18 protein-coding genes and 1 pseudogene are annotated in these 16,658 nt (G+C 69.5%); 9 read left to right on the forward strand and 10 right to left on the reverse strand.

Features of this window, described 5'->3' with window-relative positions; translation table 11 throughout:
- Positions 1 to 73: 73 nt before the first annotated feature.
- Together AC3WTD_RS01025 and AC3WTD_RS01030 are read right to left on the reverse strand one after the other, a co-directional pair.
- On the reverse strand, positions 74 to 580 hold the full coding sequence (locus tag AC3WTD_RS01025; RefSeq protein ID WP_027494100.1) for a DUF1993 domain-containing protein: 507 nt from the start codon (positions 578 to 580) through the stop codon (positions 74 to 76).
- On the reverse strand, positions 577 to 1,929 hold the full coding sequence (locus AC3WTD_RS01030; protein ID WP_051257661.1) for a TCR/Tet family MFS transporter: 1,353 nt from the start codon (positions 1,927 to 1,929) through the stop codon (positions 577 to 579). The genes AC3WTD_RS01025 and AC3WTD_RS01030 overlap by 4 nt, the downstream gene beginning before the upstream one ends.
- Positions 1,930 to 2,056: 127 nt before the next feature.
- On the opposite strand from AC3WTD_RS01030, the gene AC3WTD_RS01035 reads away from it, so the two are divergent.
- Positions 2,057 to 3,763, forward strand: coding sequence for a DUF8614 domain-containing protein (locus AC3WTD_RS01035; RefSeq protein WP_492612756.1), 1,707 nt, complete (start codon positions 2,057 to 2,059; stop codon positions 3,761 to 3,763).
- A 105-nt stretch (positions 3,764 to 3,868) separates the two neighbouring features.
- Here the strand turns inward: AC3WTD_RS01035 and AC3WTD_RS01040 are convergent, their stop codons facing one another.
- A complete protein-coding gene (locus AC3WTD_RS01040; RefSeq protein WP_027494098.1) occupies positions 3,869 to 4,735 on the reverse strand; it encodes an alpha/beta fold hydrolase in 867 nt (288 codons plus the stop codon).
- A complete protein-coding gene (hemH, locus tag AC3WTD_RS01045; protein WP_492612757.1) occupies positions 4,732 to 5,787 on the reverse strand; it encodes a ferrochelatase in 1,056 nt (351 codons plus the stop codon). The genes AC3WTD_RS01040 and hemH overlap by 4 nt, the downstream gene beginning before the upstream one ends.
- A gap of 95 nt (positions 5,788 to 5,882) precedes the next feature.
- On the opposite strand from hemH, the pseudogene AC3WTD_RS01050 reads away from it, so the two are divergent.
- The 4 genes and pseudogenes from AC3WTD_RS01050 to tatC form a co-directional block, all read left to right on the forward strand.
- Positions 5,883 to 6,569, forward strand: a pseudogene (locus AC3WTD_RS01050) (lipid-binding SYLF domain-containing protein); the annotation flags it as partial.
- 66 nt (positions 6,570 to 6,635) lie between these two features.
- The gene (locus AC3WTD_RS01055; RefSeq protein ID WP_027494095.1) at positions 6,636 to 6,875 is read left to right on the forward strand and encodes a twin-arginine translocase TatA/TatE family subunit; all 240 of its coding nucleotides are present in this window, start codon (positions 6,636 to 6,638) and stop codon (positions 6,873 to 6,875) included.
- Positions 6,876 to 6,902: 27 nt separating this feature from the next.
- Positions 6,903 to 7,343, forward strand: a complete 441-nt coding sequence (gene tatB / locus AC3WTD_RS01060; RefSeq protein ID WP_027494094.1) for a Sec-independent protein translocase protein TatB — start codon at positions 6,903 to 6,905, stop codon at positions 7,341 to 7,343.
- Complete coding sequence (tatC, locus tag AC3WTD_RS01065) at positions 7,330 to 8,088, forward strand: twin-arginine translocase subunit TatC (protein ID WP_027494093.1); 759 nt, start codon at positions 7,330 to 7,332, stop codon at positions 8,086 to 8,088. Before tatB ends, tatC begins: the two co-directional genes overlap by 14 nt.
- Before the next feature lie 7 nt (positions 8,089 to 8,095).
- Here the strand turns inward: tatC and AC3WTD_RS01070 are convergent, their stop codons facing one another.
- The 3 genes from AC3WTD_RS01070 to AC3WTD_RS01080 form a co-directional block, all read right to left on the reverse strand.
- Positions 8,096 to 10,270, reverse strand: coding sequence for a primosomal protein N' (locus tag AC3WTD_RS01070; RefSeq protein ID WP_027494092.1), 2,175 nt, complete (start codon positions 10,268 to 10,270; stop codon positions 8,096 to 8,098).
- A gap of 260 nt (positions 10,271 to 10,530) precedes the next feature.
- Entirely contained in the window at positions 10,531 to 10,788 is a 258-nt protein-coding gene (locus tag AC3WTD_RS01075; protein WP_235642515.1) for a hypothetical protein, read from the reverse strand.
- Positions 10,788 to 11,105, reverse strand: coding sequence for a hypothetical protein (locus AC3WTD_RS01080; RefSeq protein ID WP_027494090.1), 318 nt, complete (start codon positions 11,103 to 11,105; stop codon positions 10,788 to 10,790). The genes AC3WTD_RS01075 and AC3WTD_RS01080 overlap by 1 nt, the downstream gene beginning before the upstream one ends.
- Before the next feature lie 70 nt (positions 11,106 to 11,175).
- Between AC3WTD_RS01080 and AC3WTD_RS01085 the strand changes: the two genes are divergently transcribed.
- Positions 11,176 to 11,457: a hypothetical protein gene (locus AC3WTD_RS01085; protein ID WP_235642516.1), complete on the forward strand. Its 282-nt coding sequence runs from the start codon at positions 11,176 to 11,178 to the stop codon at positions 11,455 to 11,457.
- On the opposite strand, the gene AC3WTD_RS01090 is transcribed toward AC3WTD_RS01085, so the two are convergent.
- Positions 11,409 to 11,699 (reverse strand): DUF3667 domain-containing protein, encoded by a 291-nt coding sequence (locus AC3WTD_RS01090; RefSeq protein ID WP_235642517.1) that lies wholly within the window; start codon positions 11,697 to 11,699, stop codon positions 11,409 to 11,411. The genes AC3WTD_RS01085 and AC3WTD_RS01090 overlap by 49 nt on opposite strands.
- A 107-nt stretch (positions 11,700 to 11,806) precedes the next feature.
- On the opposite strand from AC3WTD_RS01090, the gene AC3WTD_RS01095 reads away from it, so the two are divergent.
- Both AC3WTD_RS01095 and sppA read left to right on the forward strand, forming a co-directional pair.
- Positions 11,807 to 13,192, forward strand: a complete 1,386-nt coding sequence (locus tag AC3WTD_RS01095) for an MATE family efflux transporter (protein ID WP_492612758.1) — start codon at positions 11,807 to 11,809, stop codon at positions 13,190 to 13,192.
- Between the two features lie 40 nt (positions 13,193 to 13,232).
- Complete coding sequence (gene sppA, locus AC3WTD_RS01100) at positions 13,233 to 15,113, forward strand: signal peptide peptidase SppA (RefSeq protein WP_492612759.1); 1,881 nt, start codon at positions 13,233 to 13,235, stop codon at positions 15,111 to 15,113.
- Between the two features lie 200 nt (positions 15,114 to 15,313).
- Here sppA and AC3WTD_RS01105 read toward each other — a convergent pair whose 3' ends face one another.
- Positions 15,314 to 15,520, reverse strand: a complete 207-nt coding sequence (locus AC3WTD_RS01105) for a hypothetical protein (protein ID WP_492612760.1) — start codon at positions 15,518 to 15,520, stop codon at positions 15,314 to 15,316.
- A 108-nt stretch (positions 15,521 to 15,628) separates the two neighbouring features.
- Here AC3WTD_RS01105 and AC3WTD_RS01110 point away from each other — a divergent pair, with 108 nt between their 5' ends.
- Entirely contained in the window at positions 15,629 to 16,411 is a 783-nt protein-coding gene (locus tag AC3WTD_RS01110) for an SDR family oxidoreductase (RefSeq protein ID WP_027494084.1), read from the forward strand.
- Between the two features lie 15 nt (positions 16,412 to 16,426).
- Here the strand turns inward: AC3WTD_RS01110 and AC3WTD_RS01115 are convergent.
- On the reverse strand, positions 16,427 to 16,658 hold a 232-nt coding region (locus AC3WTD_RS01115; RefSeq protein ID WP_492612761.1), incomplete at its 5' end, for a hypothetical protein.

Below are 16,658 nucleotides of genomic sequence, written 5' to 3' on the forward strand. Positions count from 1 at the left end.
AAATGGGGTTCACATAAACTTTGGGGAATCGGGCGATGGCCCCTCTGGCCGGGTCCGCCCCCATGCCGCCCTTTCAGGCGTTGCCGATGAAGTCGGTCTTGCCGATGTCGGTGCCGGCCTGGCGCAGGATGTCGTAGGCGGTGGTGCAGTGGAAGAACAGGTTCGGGATGGCGAAGTGCAGCAGGTAGGCCTGGCCTTCGAAGTTCATCTCGCCGTCGCGCATCTTCAGGTGGATCGTGCGGGTCTCGCTACCGTCGATCTGCTCCGGGGCGAAGCTCTTGATGTACGCGATCGAGCGCTCGATGCGGTCGTAGGCCTGTTCCAGCGTGGCCTCGTTGTCCTCGAAGCTCTGCGGCTCCACCCCGGCCAGGCGGGCGGCGCCACGGGCGGCCGTGTCGCAGGCGATCTGGATCTGCTTGATCAGCGGCAGCATGTCGGGGATCAGCCGCGTCTGCAGCAGCACTTCGTCGCTGACGTTCTTCGCCTTCGCGTGCTGCTCGCCTTTCCTCAGCACGTGGGCGAGGTTGCCCAGGGCGCGGACGAAGACGGGTACGGCGACCTGGTACATGGAAAGTGTCATGGATGATCTTCCTTTGGTTTGCGGGAGTGTTCGGGTGAAGCGGCGGCAGTCAGCGCCAGCGGCTTGCCGGGAAGCACGCCGGGAGCGGCTTCGCCGGGCCTCGGCGCCGTGGCCGCCGGCAGCCGGCGGGTGACCCGGGCGGCGACCACCAGGCCAGCCAGCATCAGCGCGGCCGAAAGCGCGAAGGCTACACCCGGCAGATGGACCGGCGAAGACGGCGCGATCGACAGCGCGAAAATCTGCGCGAACAGGTACGGCCCGAAGATGCCGGCGAAACTGCCGAGGCTGCCGATCGCACCCTGCAGCCGGCCCTGCTCGGAAGGGTCGACCTGCTGGGTCATGATCGACTGGATCGGCGGCATCGCCAGCCCCCACAGCGCCAGCAGCGGCACGCCGAGCAGGAACACCCCGCCGGTGTCGGCTGCGCCCATCACCAGGAACGCACCCACGCCGAACAGCATGCCGGCCAGCAATACGCGGCGTTCGCCGAAGCGCGGCGCCAGCCGGCCGGTGAGCAGCGCCTGCACCGCGCCGTCGCAGGCGCCGACCAGCATCAGCACGTAGCCGACCGCCTGCGGGCCCCAGTGGTAGCGGTAATCCGCATAAAGCACGAACACCGTCTGCAGCACGTAGTGCGCCAGGTAGACCAGGAACAGCACCACCGCCAGGCCGAGCACCTGCGGATGGCTGCGCAGCAGCTTCAGCGAGCCGAACGGGTGCGCGCTGTGCAGTTCGAGCCGGGCCGTGCGGCGCTCCTTCGGCAGCGATTCGGGCAGGATGAAGCAGCCGTACAGGAAGTTGCCCAGTGCCAGCGCCGCGGCCACCCAGAACGGCAGCCGCAGTGCGATGCCGCCGAGGAAGCCACCCACGCCGGGGCCGATGATGAAGCCCAGCCCGAACGCGCTGCCCAGGATGCCGAACGCGGTCGCGCGTTTCTCCTTCGGCATGATGTCGGCGATATAGGCATTGGCGGTGCTGAAGCTGGCCGCGGTCATGCCGAGCAGGATGCGCGCGGCGAACAGCAGCCACAGCGCGGGCGCCAGCGCCAGCACCACGAAATCCACCGCCAGGCCGAGGTTGGAGATCAGGATCACCGGCCGCCGGCCGTAACGGTCCGACAGCGCGCCCTGCACCGGTGCGAACACGAACTGCACGATCGCGAACACCGTGCTGAAGATGCCCACCCACCACGCCGCCTTCGCAATGCCGCCGCCGGCCAGCTGTTCGATCAGGTGCGGCAGCACTGGGATGATGATGCCGAACGCCAGCATGTCCAGCAGCACGGTGACGTAGATGAACGCCAGCGCGGCCCGGTGGCGTGGTGCGGCGGCAGTCGGCGGCGGGTCCATGGGCATGGCGCGGCGATGGGGAGGGCACGATAGCCGAACGGCCGCGGCGCGGCACGTGTACCCCCGTCGCGCATCGCGCGCCGACGCGGCGCGATACCATGGGCAAACCCTTCGCCAAGGAATCGCCATGCTCCGACGTCTGCTCCCCGCATGCCTGCTGCTGGCGCTGGCTGCCTGTTCCTCCAACCAGGGCGCCACCGCCACGGCACCGGTGTCGAAGGAGGAACTGGCGCCGGCGCCGGCCGCCAGCACGCCGGTGGTGCCAGCCACCAGCGACGCCGTGCAGCGGCACTTGGCCGATTACGCCACGGTGAAGCTCACTGCCGACCTGTCGAAGTTCGACGCGCGGCAGAAGAAGATGATCGCGCTGCTGGTCGAGGCGGCCGACAGCATGAATGCGATCTACTGGCAGCAGGCGTGGGGCGACAAGAATGCGCTGCTGCAGAAGATCGCCGACCCCGCCACGCGCGAATTCGCCGAGATCAACTACGGCCCGTGGAACCGGCTGGACAACGACAAGCCGTTCGTCGACGGCGTCGGCGCGCGCCCACTGGGCGCGCAGTTCTATCCGGCGGACATGACCAAGGCCGAGTTCGAAGCATCTGCGTTGAAGGACAAGACCGCGCTGTACACCTTGCTGCGCCGCGATGCGCAGGGCCAGCTGGTCACCGTGCCCTACCACGAGGCGTACAAGGCCGAGCTGGAGAAGACCGCCGGCCTGCTGCGCCAGGCCGCGAAACTGGCGGAGGATCCCGGCTTTCGCAAATACCTCACGCTGCGCGCCGGCGCACTGCTCAGCGACGACTACCAGGCCAGTGACTTTGCCTGGATGGACATGAAGAAGAACCCGGTCGACCTCGTGATCGGCCCGATCGAGACCTACGAGGACCAGCTGTACGGCTACAAGGCCAGCTACGAGTCCTACGTGCTGATCAAGGACCAGGCCTGGAGCAAGAAGCTGGCGCGCTTCGCCAAGTACCTGCCCGAACTGCAGCGCGAGCTGCCGGTGGCCGACAAGTACATGGCCGAGAAACCCGGCGCCGACGCCGACCTCAACGCCTACTTCGCCATCTACTACGGCGGCAACGCCAACGCGGGCGCCAAGACCATCGCGATCAACCTGCCCAACGACGAACAGGTGCAGCTGAAGAAGGGCACGCGCCGGTTGCAGCTGGAAAACGTGATGCAGGCGAAGTTCGAGCAGATCATGCTGCCGATCGCCAAGGAGCTGATCGCCGACGACCAGCAGCACAACCTCAGCTTCGACGCGTTCTTCCAGAACACCATGTTCCACGAAGTCGCCCACGGCCTCGGCATCAAGGAAACCCTCAACGCCAAAGGCACCGTGCGCAAGGCGCTGAAGGACCAGGCCTCCAGCTTCGAGGAAGGCAAGGCGGACATCCTCGGCCTGTACATGGTGACCAAGCTCGCCGACAAGGGCGAGCTGGACAAGGCCAAGCTGATGGACAACTACGTCACCTTCCTCGCCGGCATCCTGCGCTCGGTGCGCTTCGGCGCATCCGATGCACACGCCAAGGCGAACATGGTGCGCTTCAACTTCTTCAAGCAGCAGGGCGCGTTCAGCCGCGATGAAAAGACCGGCCGCTACCGCGTCGACTTCGACAAGATGACCGCGGCGACGAACGCGCTGTCGGCCGAACTGCTGACCATCCAGGGCGACGGCGACTACGATGCGGCGAAGCGGCTCACCGACCAGCTGGGCGCCGTCGACGCCGAACTGGCCGGCGACCTGAAGCGGCTCGACCAGGCGCATATCCCGGTCGACATCCGCTTCGAGCAAGGGCTGGACGCACTGGGCCTCAAGCAGCCCTGAGTCGCCCGCCATGTTGTAGGAGCCCGCTCGCGGGCGATACTCTTTCGAATCCCGAATCCCGAATCCCGAATCCCTGCTCCAAAAGCATCGCCCGCGAGCGGGCTCCTACACGCGCGGTGATGAGTCGGCGTGGCGGGCGTCGATCCAGTCGGCGACGGCTTGCGGGTGTTCGAGGTGCAGGTGGTGGCCGCCTTCCAGGTGGCTGACCGCGATATCCGCCACGCAGGCGGCGCGGGCCTGCATCATTGCGTCGGGCAGGTAAGGCGTCGCTGGTTGCGCCAGCAGCAGCGCGGTGGGTGCGTCGATCCCGCGTAGCAGCGCATGCAGCTGCGACTCCGCCAGTCGTACGGCGCTGGGGCGGGTCAGCCGCGGGTCGCTGCGCCAGCGCCAGCCGCCGTCGGTTTCGGCCAGGCCGCGTTCGACGATCGGCTGCGCCAGTTCGGCGGGCAGGCCGCTGGCCAGACGACGCGCGGCGACCGCCTGGGCGACGTCGCGGAACACCCGCAGCGGCTTGCCGTTGCCGCTGCGTGGGGCCAGCGCGTCGCGGAAGCGCTGCAGGGTGTGCGTGCCGTCGTCGCCGAGCGGCCCGAGGCCCTCGACCAGCAGCAGGCGCGCGATCCGCTCCGGCCGTGCCGCGGCGGCCAGACTGGCGACGCCGGCGCCCAACGAGTGGCCGAGCAGGGTGTAGTGCTCCAGTTGCAGGGCGTCGGCGGCGGCCAGCACCGCCTGCACGTGGTCGACGTAGTGGTAGCTGGCGCCGGCGGCGAGATGGCCGGAGTGGCCATGGCCGGGCAGGTCCAGCGCGATCACTCGCCAGCGCGCGGCCAGCCGCGGCGCCAGCCGCGCGAAGCTGCCGGCGTTGTCGAGCCAGCCGTGCAGCGCCAGCAGCGGCGGCAGGCTGTCGTCGCCCCACACCTGCGCGGCCAGGCTCAGCGACGGCAGCGCGATGCGGCGTTCGTGCGGATCGCTCACGCGTCGGCTTCCGGCCAGCCGCCCAGGTGCCGCTGTACCAGCGCGGCGAGGCTGGCGACTTGTTCGGTGCTGTCGTTGAGCGCGGGGATGTAGCGCAGTGACTCGCCGCCGGCGGCGGTGAAGAAGTCGCGGTTCTGCATCGCAATCTCCTCCAGCGTCTCCAGACAGTCCACCGCGAAACCGGGGCAGGCCACGTCGAGCCGGCGCACGCCCTCGCCGGCCAGCCGGCGCACGGTGGCGTCGGTATATGGTTCGAGCCAGTGCTCGCGACCCACCCGCGACTGGAAGCTGACGACCATCTCGTCTTCGCCCAGTCGAAGCCGTTCGCGCAACAGCCGTGCGCTGCGCCGGCACTGCTCCGCATACGGATCGCCCAGCCGCGCGTAGCGCTCGGGAATGCCGTGGAACGACAGCAGCAGCTTGTCGCCGCGGCCGTGCGACGCCCACCAGCGCTCGATGCTCGTCGCCAGCGCCGCGATGTGGCCCGGGTCATCGTGATAGTCGTTGACGAGGCGCAGCTCCGGCGGCCAGCGCAGCTGCTTGCAGGCATCGGCCACCGCGTCGATCACCGAGCCGGTGGAGGTGGCCGAATACTGCGGGTACAGCGGCAGCACCAGCAGTCGACGCACGCCCTCGCGCTGCAGTCGCTCGATCGTCGGCGCCACCGACGGCTCGCCGTAGCGCATCGCCAGCGCCACCCGCAGCGCGCCGGGGCGCTGGCGGTCGAACTCCGCCTGCAGCGCCGCAGCCAGCGCTTCGCTGCCGTAGCGCAGCGACGAGCCGCGCTCGTTCCAGATGCGCGCGTAGGCGTGCGCCGAGCGGGCCGGCCGCACGCGCAGGATCACCCCGTGCAGGATCGGCCACCACAGCCAGCGCGGGTAGTCGATCACCCGCGGGTCGCTGAGGAACTCGGCCAGGTACGGCCGCACCGCGGCGGCGGTCGGCGCCGTCGGCGTGCCCAGGTTGACCAGCAGCACGCCAGCCTGAACGGGCTGAACGGCCGGCGCATCGGAATCGTCGGCAACGCCGGTATAGTGGTTGCTGCGTGGCATCGTGACAGTCGTGGCTGCGCTGACCGCGTAGTCTGCCACAAGCCCGGTGCAGCGCGTGGCGCCGCCCTTTCCCCGAACCCGAGTGGAGCTGCTCCATGTTGAAGACATCGCTGCGACGTCTGCTGCTGGCCGCACTGGTCCTGTGTCTGCCGAGCGTGGCCGTGCACGCCGAGGACCCGCCGCTGGTGCGCGCCGCCAATGCGGTGCGGGTGATGAACGACATCATGCAGGCGCCGGACAAGGCGATCCCGAAGGACCTGCTGCAGAACGCCCGCGCGATCGCGGTGATCCCGGACATGATCAAGGCCGGCTTCATCTTCGGCGGTCGCCGCGGCGAGGGGCTGATTTCGGTGAAGAGTCCGAACGGCACCTGGTCCAACCCCAGTTTCATCACCATGACCGGCGGCAGCGTGGGCTTCCAGGCCGGCGTGTCCTCGACCGACGTGATCCTGGTGTTCCGCACCCAGCGCGGCGTGGATTCGATCGTCAACGGCAAGTTCACCCTGGGTGCCGACGCCTCCGCCGCGGCCGGCCCGGTCGGGCGCACCGCCAGCGCTTCCACCGACGCGCAGATGAAGGCCGAGATCTACTCCTATTCGCGCAGCCGCGGCCTGTTCGCCGGCGTGGCGCTGGACGGTTCGGCGCTGCGCATCGACTATGATGCGAACGCCGCGGTGTACGGCGCCGGCATCACGCCACGGCGCATCTTCGAGGGCGGCGTGGGCAACGTGCCGACGCCGGTGGTCGACTTTCGTGACCGTCTCGAAGAGTACACTTCGCGCTGATGCGGAAAGGCCGGCGCGCGTGGCTCGATGGGTTTCCGGTTCCCTCCGTTCTAGAGGTCATTCATGAGTATCTGGCATCTGATAATCCTGCTGGTGGTGGTGGTGGTGATCTTCGGCACCGGCAAGCTTCGCCACATCGGCTCGGACCTCGGCAACGCCATGCGGGACTTCAAGAAAGGCCTCAATGGCGACGAGGACGAGGCCAAGCGCAAGGAAGAGGCCGAGCGCCTGCGCGCCGATCCGCCGGCCAGCTCCGCTGACAAGGCGACGCAGGGCCAGCGCGACTCCAGCGACCCGAAGTAAGCCGCGGGCGGCGGGCGGGTTGCGGCGATGATCGAGATCAGCTTCGGCAAGCTGGTGCTGCTTGCGCTCATCGCGCTGATCGTGCTCGGCCCGGAGAAACTGCCGGGCGCCGCGCGTACCGCTGGGGCCCTGCTGCGGCGCATGCGAAGCAGCTGGGACAACGTGCGCGCGGAGGTCGAGCGCGAACTGCAGATCGAGGAGATCAAGCGCGCCGCGCGCGAAGCTGCGGCAAAGGCGGAAGCGGCGCAGGGCGAACTGGACGCCACGCTGGCGCAGGTGCGCGAGATGCAGCACGCCGCGCTGGCGGTTGACGGCAGCCCGGCAGCCGCCGAGCCGCCCGCCGCAGTCGCCGGCGCCGCGACCGAGCCGCAGGCGGCAGCGGAGCCAGACCGCGCCACCGGCGACCTGTTCGCCGACACCGCCGCGCCAGCACCGAAAGCCCCGGAGTCGCCGCATGGCCGCGCCTGAGCCGGAGGTCGATCTGCAGCAGGGTCTGTTCTCGCACCTGCTGGAACTGCGCTCGCGCCTGCTCAAGGCCAGCGCCACCGTGCTGGTGGTGCTGCTGGCGCTGGTGCCATTCGCCAACCGCCTGTACACGGAACTGGCCGCGCCGCTGGTGGCGCGGCTGCCCGAGGGCGCGCACCTGATCGCCACCGAGGTGGCCAGCCCGTTCGTCACGCCGTTGAAGCTGGCGTTCTACGTGGCACTGTTCATCAGCATGCCGATGATCCTGTATCAGCTGTGGGCCTTCGTCAGCCCCGGTCTGTACAAGCACGAGAAGCGCCTGGCGCGACCGCTGCTGGCCGCGGCGCTGGTGCTGTTCTACATCGGCTGCGCGTTCGCCTATTTCCTGGTGCTGCCGGCGGCGTTCCGCTTCCTCACCGCGATCACGCCGCAGGGGGTGGAGATGATGACCGACATCACCCACTACCTCGATTTCGTGATGCTGATGTTCTTCGCATTCGGGCTGTGCTTCGAGGTGCCGGTAGCGGTGGTGGTGCTTGCCGCGGTGGGCGTCATCGACCTGGACAAGCTGCGCGCCAGCCGGCGCTACGCCATCGTCGGCGCGTTCGCGATCGCCGCGTTCATCACCCCGCCGGACATCACCTCGATGATCATGCTGGCGGTGCCGATGTACCTGCTCTACGAGCTGGGCATACTGGCGGTGCGCTGGCTGGTGAAGCCGGGCTCGTTGAAGCGCGACGCCGGCTGAGAGCCTTTCAGTAAAGGTCGATCGGATCGACGTCCAGCGACCAGCGCAACCTGCGCGCCGAGGGCAGTGCGTTCAGCGCCAGCTGCCACGGCCGCAGCATCGCGTGCAACGCCTGCCGGCTGGCCGATTCCAGCAGCAGCTGGCCACGCTGGCGACCCGCGCGCAGCGGCATCGGCGCGGGCATCGGCCCGGCAACCTGCAGTCGATCGTCGGCGGGCAGCGCGGCATGCGCGGCGGCTAGGAACGCCTCGACCTGCTCGCGCTGCACCGCTTCGGCGCGCAGCAGCACCTGGTGGCTGTACGGCGGCAGGCGGATCAGCCGGCGCTCGGCCAGCAGTTCGCGTGCGGCCGCGGCATAACCCTGGGCGAGCAGGCAGCGCAGCAGCGGGTGTTCGGGCTGGTGCGTCTGCAACAGCACGCGGCCGGGCTTGCGCGCGCGGCCGGCGCGGCCGGCCACCTGCACCACCAGTTGCGCCAGCCGTTCGCCAGCGCGGAAGTCGATGCTGTGCAGGCCTTCGTCCACGCCGACGATCGCGACCAGGGTGAGGTTGGGCAGGTCGTGGCCCTTGGCCAGCATCTGGGTGCCGACCAGGATCGCCGGCTGGTCGTCGCGCAACGTGGCCAGCAGCTGCTCGAACGCGTCGCGGCGGCGGGTGGTCTCGCGGTCCACGCGCAGCACCGGCACCTGCGGGAACTGCGCCAGCAGCGCTTCCTCCAGCCGCTCGGTGCCCTGGCCCTGCGCTTTCAGCTCGCCGGCGCCGCAGGTCGGGCAGGCCGGCGGCACGCGTTGGCGGTAGTCGCAGTGGTGGCAGATCAGTTGGCGCCGGCCCGCGTGCAGGGTCAATGGGCGCTCGCAGCGCGGGCAGGCCGCGTGCCAGCCGCAGGCATGGCACAGCAGCACCGGTGCGTAGCCGCGGCGGTTGCGGAACACCAGCGCCTGCTCGCCGCGCGCCACCGTCTCGGCCACCGCGGTCAGCAGCGCCGGCGACAGGCCGTGTTCCAGATGCTGCGCGCGCATGTCGACGATCTGCACCATGGGCGGTCGCACCGCGCCGGGGCGGGCGCGCAGGTGCAGGCTGCGGTAGCGGCCGGCCTCGACGTTGGCCAGCGACTCCAGCGACGGCGTGCCCGAGCCCAGCAGCACCGGCACGCCCAGTGCGCGGGCGCGCACCAGGGCCAGGTCGCGGGCGTGGTAGCGGAAGCCTTCCTGCTGCTTGTAGGCGCCGTCGTGTTCCTCGTCGACGATGATCAGACCGGCCCGTGGCAGCGGGGTGAACACCGCCGAGCGGGTACCCAGGATCACCCGCGCGCTGCCGGCGCGGGCGCGCAACCAGGCGCGCGCGCGATCACCCTCGGACAGGTTCGAATGCAGCACCTCGACGCCCACCCCGAGCCGCTCGCGCAGGCGCCGCACGGTCTGCGGCGCCAGGCCGATCTCCGGCACCAGCAGCAGTGCTTGCCTGTCCTGGGCCAGCACCTGTTCGATCAAGGCCAGGTAGACCTCGGTCTTGCCGCTGCCGGTGACGCCGTCGAGCAGGAACGGCTGGTATTGGCCGAGGCTGGCGCCGACGCTGGCCACCGCCTGCCGTTGCTCGTCGTTGAGCGGCGGCGCCCGCGACGGCGCCAGCGGGCGGACAGACGGCGGTCGCTCGCTGCGTTCGAGCAGGCCGACTGCGGCCAGCCGGCGCGCCGCCTCGCGCCAGCCAGGCTGGCGTTCGCCCAGTTGCTGCGCGCTCAACGCACCGCCGCTCAGCAGGGCCAGCAGCGCCTTGCTGCTGCCGCGGCGGCTGCCGGCGTCGTGGGCGCTGTGGCCGGCGCTGGTGAGCGACCAGTATTCGTCGCCGATCGGCGGCAGCGGCTTCGGCTCGCGCAGGGCCAGCGGCAAGGCGTTGGCGTAGGCCTCGCCCGGCGCGCCGAGCCAGTAGTCGGCGGCCCAGGCCAGGGTCTGCATCAGCTCGGCATCGAGCAGCGCGTCGTCGTCGAGCAGGCGCAGCGTCTGCTTCAGCCGGCCGCCGTCCACCGCGGTTTCGGCGTCGATCGCCACCACCACGCCAACCAGCCGGTGGCGACCGAACGGCACCAGCACCCGGCTGCCCACGCCGGCTTCGCCGCTGGCCGGCGGCAGGTAGTCAAACAGGCTGGGCAGGGGAACCGGCAGGGCGACGCGAAGAACGGCGGGCATGGGCTACCTCGTGGCGGGCCAGTGTAACCGCCGCCCGCGGCAGCCCGCGTCCGATGGATGGCTGCCGCGGCAGGTGTGCCGCCGCGGTCAGCTTGCGCGGACTTGCTGCCCGCTTGTCGAGGAGTCGTGGGTAAGTGGCTAGCGTCCGGAGGTTTTTGCGCTTATCCACAAACGTTGTGGATAAGTCTGTGGATGCCACGGGTAGGGGGGGCTTCAAAGCGCACCGTGACGCCTTCGGCGACACTCTGACGAGGTTTTGGTCACGAAAAAAAGTCCTTTTCGTTCAATGGTCTGCAAATGTCGGCAAGTTGCAGTTCACACAATTGACAACTTGCTTGCGCTTGCCTTGACAGGCTGGTGACGCTGTGCAAAACCGCCGCGCCGCGGCCTCGGTGGGCCATGCCCGGCGCGGTGGCGACCATCAGCACCAGCGCCAGCAGCCAGAAGTGGCGCCAGCCGACGAACCAGAATTTCAACACGGTCATCGGCCAGCCCGGCTGGTAGACCCGCTTCTGCATCAGCAGCAGGTGGACCGGCGCCACCGCACCAGCAGCCACAGGAACAGGAAAGCATGGCTGTGCAGCACCACGATCAGGTGCTCCATGTGGATCCGCCGCTTGAACACATAGAACAGCTTCAGCAGCAGCGCGTAGATCGGCAGCAGCACCAGCATGGCGCCCGGCAGCTTGCCGAAGACGCCGTTGACCATGCGTTCCTTGGCCGCTTTGCGGCTGACCGCGTCGCCATGCCGGTAGATGTGCGAGTTGTTGCCGATGCGCTGCCAGGCGGCGGTCAGCTGACGGTCGGCGACATCGGGCAGCCAGGCCAGCCGCAACGGCTGCAGCGGCGCGATGGCCGTGCCGCGGTCGACCGCCGGCGGCCGTCGTCGGGGGCAGCGGTGGGGCGTGCAGTTCGGTCAGCCGCTGCTGCACGCCGATCGCTTGCGCAGCCATCGCGCCGCTGCCGAAGGTACGCACCGCGTCGAGCGCGTTCGTCTTGCGCTCCAGCAGCCTGCGCACCTCTTTCGCGCTGGCGGCCTGCATGAAGTCCTCGTCGCGGTCGAGCAGCATCTTCTGCTGGCGCTGTTCGCCGCTGCGGGTGATCGCCGCCGAGGTGGCCAGGTGCAACACGAAGAAGCTCAGCAGGCACAGCACAGCACGAACATCAGCCGGAACGGCGCGATGTAGCGCATGCGGCGGCCGGCGAAGTATTCCAGGGTGAGGAAGCCCGGTTTCAGGAACAGCGCCGGCAGCGTGCGCAGGATGCGGCTGTCGATGCGCAGCAGGGTTTCCACCACCTCTACAGCCATGTGGCGCATCGGCTTGAGCACGCGGTGGATCGACGGTCCGCATGCATGGCAGAACCCGCCCTGCATGGCGACGCCGCAGTCGGCGCAATGCAGGTCTTCGTAACGGGTCAGCTGCTTCATCGCGGTTCCCTTGCCGGTGCAGCGGGCGACCTGCGCACGTGCCGGCGGCGTGCCGGCCGTGACCAATGGCTCAGGTAGAATGGCCGACCCTGGAGTGTGCTGTGTCGATGAAACCTTTCCGCCCCGAACGCGCGCATCTGTTGCACGAGGTGCGCGCCACCGTGCGCCTCGCGCTGCCGCTGATCGCCGCGCAGCTGGCCGCGGTCGGCAGCAACGTGATCGACGCGGTGCTGGCCGGTCACGTCAGCGCGCACGTGCTGGGCGCGGTGGCGGTGGGCGCCAGCATCTGGTCGCTGGCGATCGTCTGCGGCATCGGCATGATGATGGCAGTGCCGCCGTCGGTGGCCCAGCTGGACGGTGCCGGCCGCCGCGGCGAGGTCGGCGCGGTGTTCCAGCAGGCGCTGTGGCTGGCGCTGGGCATGGGCGTGCTGCTGTGGTTCGCGGTGCGCCACGCACAGCCGCTGATCGAGCTGATCGGGGTGACGCCGAGCCTGCGCCACGACGTACAGCGTTTCCTGCTGGCGATCAGCTGGGGCGCGCCGGCGCTGACCTGTTATTTCGCGCTGCGCGGTCTGTCCGAGGGGTTGTCGCTGACCCGACCGTCGATGTACTTCAGCCTGGGCGGGCTGGTGCTGCTGGTGCCGCTGGGCTACGTGCTGATGTTCGGCAAGCTGGGCATCCCGCCGCAGGGCGCGCATGGCTGCGGCGTGGCCACTGCGATCGTGCTGTGGCTGGAGCTGCTGGCGTTCGGCGTCTACGTGATCTTCCGGCGCAACTATCGCGGACTGGGCCTGTTCGACCGTTTCGAATGGCCCGACCGGCGCCGAATCGGCGCGCTGGTGCACATCGGCCTGCCGATGGCGGTGACCTTGCTGGCCGAGGCCGGGCTGTTCGTGGCTACCGCGCTGATCATCGCCACGCTGGGCGAGGACGTGATCGCCAGCCACCAGGTGGCGATCAACATCGCCTCGCTGTTCTTCATGATTCCGCTCGGCCTGGCCATGGCGATCACCGTGCGCGTGGGCAACGCGGTGGGCCGCGGCGACGAGCGCGGCGTGCGTTACGCCGGCTTCTGCGGGATCGGCCTGACCCTGCTCACCCAGCTGTTCTCGGCCGCCCTGATGCTGGGCCTGCCGCACTTCATCGCCTCGCTGTACACGCACGAGCCGAAGGTGATCGCGCTGGCCGCGCAGCTGATCATGCTGGCCGGGCTGTTCCAGTTCTCCGACGGCATCCAGGTCGCCGCCAATGGCGCGCTGCGCGGCCTCAAGGACACCCGCGTGCCGATGGCGATCACCCTGTTCGCGTACTGGATGATCGGCATGCCGGTGGGCTGGTGGCTGGCGTTCCATCACGGCATGGGTGCGCGCGGTATGTGGATCGGCCTGATCGCCGGCCTCTCGGCGGCGGCCGCGATGCTGTTCACCCGCTTCTGGCGCAGCGCCTGGCGCCAGCGCTGGCGCCGCCCCGTGCCGATGACCGCGCCAGCCTGAGCGGCTACGCTTACCCCGACGATTCCGGATACCTGCCGACATGACGCTTCCCCCGCCGCCACCGCCCCGCCGCAACGGCTTCTGGGCCTTCCTGCGCACGCTCGGGCGCGGCATCAACCTGCTGCGGCTGGTGATCCTCAACCTGGTGTTCTTCGGCGTGCTGGGCGTGCTGCTGTTGCTGCTGGCCGCGGGCGTGCTGGGCAGCCGCAGCGCGCGCACGGTGCAGGACGCCAGCGTGCTGGTGCTCCGGCCGCAGGGCCAGCTGGTCGAGCAGTACAGCATCGACCCGCTGCAGCGCGCGCTGGCCGGCCTGTCCGGCGAACAGCCCAGGCAGGTACAGCTGCGCGATCTGGTCGACGCGATCGACGCGGCGGCGAAGGACCAGCGGATCAGCCGCATCCTGCTGCTGCCGGACCAGCTGCAGGGCGGCGGCTTTGCCGCGCTGCGCGAGGTCGGTGCGGCGCTGGACCGTTTCCGCGCCGCGGGCAAACCGGTGGTGGCCTGGGCGGTGAACCTGGACCAGGGCCAGTACTACCTGGCCGCGCATGCCGACCGCCTGCTGGTCGACCCGCAGGGCGGCGTGATGATCACCGGGCTGGCCAACTACCGGCTGTTCTACAAGGACCTGCTGGACAAGCTCGGCGTCGACGTGCACCTGTTCCGCGTGGGCGAGTTCAAGAGCGCGGCCGAGCCGTACATCCTCGACCACGCCTCGGCCGAGGCGAAGCAGGCCGACAGCTACTGGATGGGTGGCCTGTGGAACGGCTGGGTCGACGAGGTGGCGGCCATGCGCAAGCTGGACCCGGCCACGCTGCGCGACGACATCGACAACTTGCCGCAACGCATCGCCAGCACCCAGGGCAACCTGGCCCAGCTGGCGTTGCAGCAGCACCTGGTCGACGGCCTGGCCACCCGAGCCGAGCTGATCGCGATGATGCGCAAGGAAGGCGTCCCGGCCGACCGGAAAGGCCACAGCTTCCGCCAGGTCGACTTTGCCCGTTACGCGGCCGCTCTGCCGCACGACGCCGAAGCGTTCGCGCCGGGCGTGGCGATCGTGGTGGCCGAGGGCGAGATCGCCGGCGGCAAGCGTGGGGCCGGCTCGGTCGGCGGTGAATCCACCGCGGCGCTGATCCGCGAGGCGCGCGAGGACCGCAAGACCCGCGCGCTGGTGCTGCGGGTCAACTCGCCCGGCGGCGAGGTGTACGCGGCCGAGCAGATCCGCCGCGAGATCGAGCTGACCCGCAGCGCGGGCATCCCGGTGGTGGTGTCGATGGGCGACGTGGCGGCCAGCGGCGGCTACTGGATCGCGATGAACGCGAACCGCATCTATGCCGAACCGAACACCATCACCGGCTCGATCGGCATCTTCGGCATGTACTACACGGTGCCGAACACGCTGGCCAAGCTCGGCATCAAGAGCGATGGCGTCGGCACCGGCCCGCTGGCCGGCGCGTTCGACATCAGCCGCCCGCTCGACCCGAAGGTCGGCGCGGTGATCCAGGCGATCATCGACAAGGGCTACCGCGACTTCGTCGGCAACGTGGCCAAGGCACGCGGCAAGAGCTACGGGGCGATCGACACGATCGCGCAGGGCCGGGTGTGGACCGGCCGGCAGGCGCTCGCGCGCGGCCTGGTCGACCAGCTCGGCGGGTTGCAGGACGCGGTCGCCGACGCGGCCAGCCTGGCCAAGCTCAGCAAGGGCTATCCGGTGCGCTATGTGGAAGCGCCGCTGGGCGGCTTCGAGCGCTTCCTGGTCGGACTCAACCAGAACGCGGCCATGCACGTGCTGCAGTCGTGGGGCGTGCGCCTGCCGGACTGGTTCGCCCAGCTGCCGGCGCTGGCGCCGGAACTCGAACTGCTGCGCCACGCGAAGGCGGGCACGCCGAACATCTACGCGGACTGCCTGTGCCGCCCGCGCTAGCAGCGTGGGCGGTGGAAACGTTCGTGGCGAAAAGGCCTCTGCAGGAGTCCATCCCTGGAGCCAGTCGGTGGCAGGCTCCGCGGGCGATGCCGTTCGTTACAGCATCGTAGGGCGGGCACTGCCCGCCGCTCCTGGCGCGGATCGTGGAAGAGCTGGCGGGCCGTGCCCGTCTCTACGAAGAGCTGTCGTGCACGAGGGGCCTATTGCGTTTGCGCCTCGATCTGCTTGCGCTGTTCCTCGGCCTGCTGGTCGACCGTCTTCTGCACGTCCTTGGCGCGCTGTTCGACCTTCTTCATCTCGTCGAACGGCGTGGCCACCTGTTGCGCGGGCTTGGCCTGCGGCTCCGGCGGTTTGCCGGAGCAGGCGGCGAGGGCGAGGACGCAAAGCAGGGGCGGCAGCAGCTTCATGGCGGTTCTCGTGGGGAATCGGCGCCGCCGAGTGTCCCGCCGCGGCGGCCCGGCTGGCAAGGCACCGCGGGCTATGCGGAGGTATTGGGCAGGCTCTAAGCTGCGCCCATGAACAGCCGCCTCGACGCCTGGCAACTGCATGGCCACACCGCCCTGATCACCGGCGCCAGCAAGGGCATCGGCTACGCCACCGCGCGCGAGCTGGCCGGGCTGGGCGCCGACCTGCTGCTGGTGGCGCGCGACGAGGATTATCTCGAACAGGTGCGGGTGGAGCTGGCCGACGAGTTCGCCGGCGTCGAGGTGCTGGCGTTCGGCGCGGACCTGACCGAGGCGGAGGACCGCCTGGCGGTGTTCGACTGGATCGCCGACCTCGGCGCGCCGGTGTCGCTGCTGGTCAACAACGCCGGCGGCAACCAGCCCGGGGCCACGCTGGACTACCGCGAGGACGACTACCGCGCGATCTTCGAGCAGAACCTGTTCTCCGCCTTCGAAATGTGCCGGCTGGCGCATCCGCAGCTGGTGCAGCACGCGAACGCGGCGATCGTCAACGTCGGTTCGGTCTCCGGCATCACCCACGTGCGCACCGGTTCGCCCTACGGCATGAGCAAGGCGGCGCTGCACCAGCTCACCCGCAACCTGGCCGCCGAATGGGCGGTGGACGGCATCCGCGTCAACGCGGTGGCGCCGTGGTACATCCGCACCCAGCGCACCGATCCGGCGCTGGCCGATGCCGACTACCTGGACGAGGTGCTCGAGCGCACCCCGTTGGAGCGCATCGGCGAGCCGGAGGAAGTGGCCGCGGCGATCGCCTTCCTGTGCCTGCCGGCGGCCAGCTACATCACTGGCCAGGTGCTGGCGGTGGACGGCGGGTTCCTGAACTACGGCTTCTGAGCGGTTGTGATTTTTTCAACCTCTCAGGCTGGCCACGGCGAGGGCATGGCGAGGGTATGGATGCCCGAGTTGAGGCAACGCAGGAGCAGTTGCCCGAGGGCCGGGCGTGTACCGGACCCGCGACTGAAGAAAACCACAGGATGTGGTTTTCTTCACAAGCTCTGAGAGGGTGTCGACAAAACAAAAATAGGCTGCGAACATGCCGTAAACAGGCACTTTGGGCGGGTTTGAATGAGCAAGACCGAGG

It is taken from the genome of Rhodanobacter sp. FW106-PBR-R2A-1-15 (assembly GCF_058789735.1).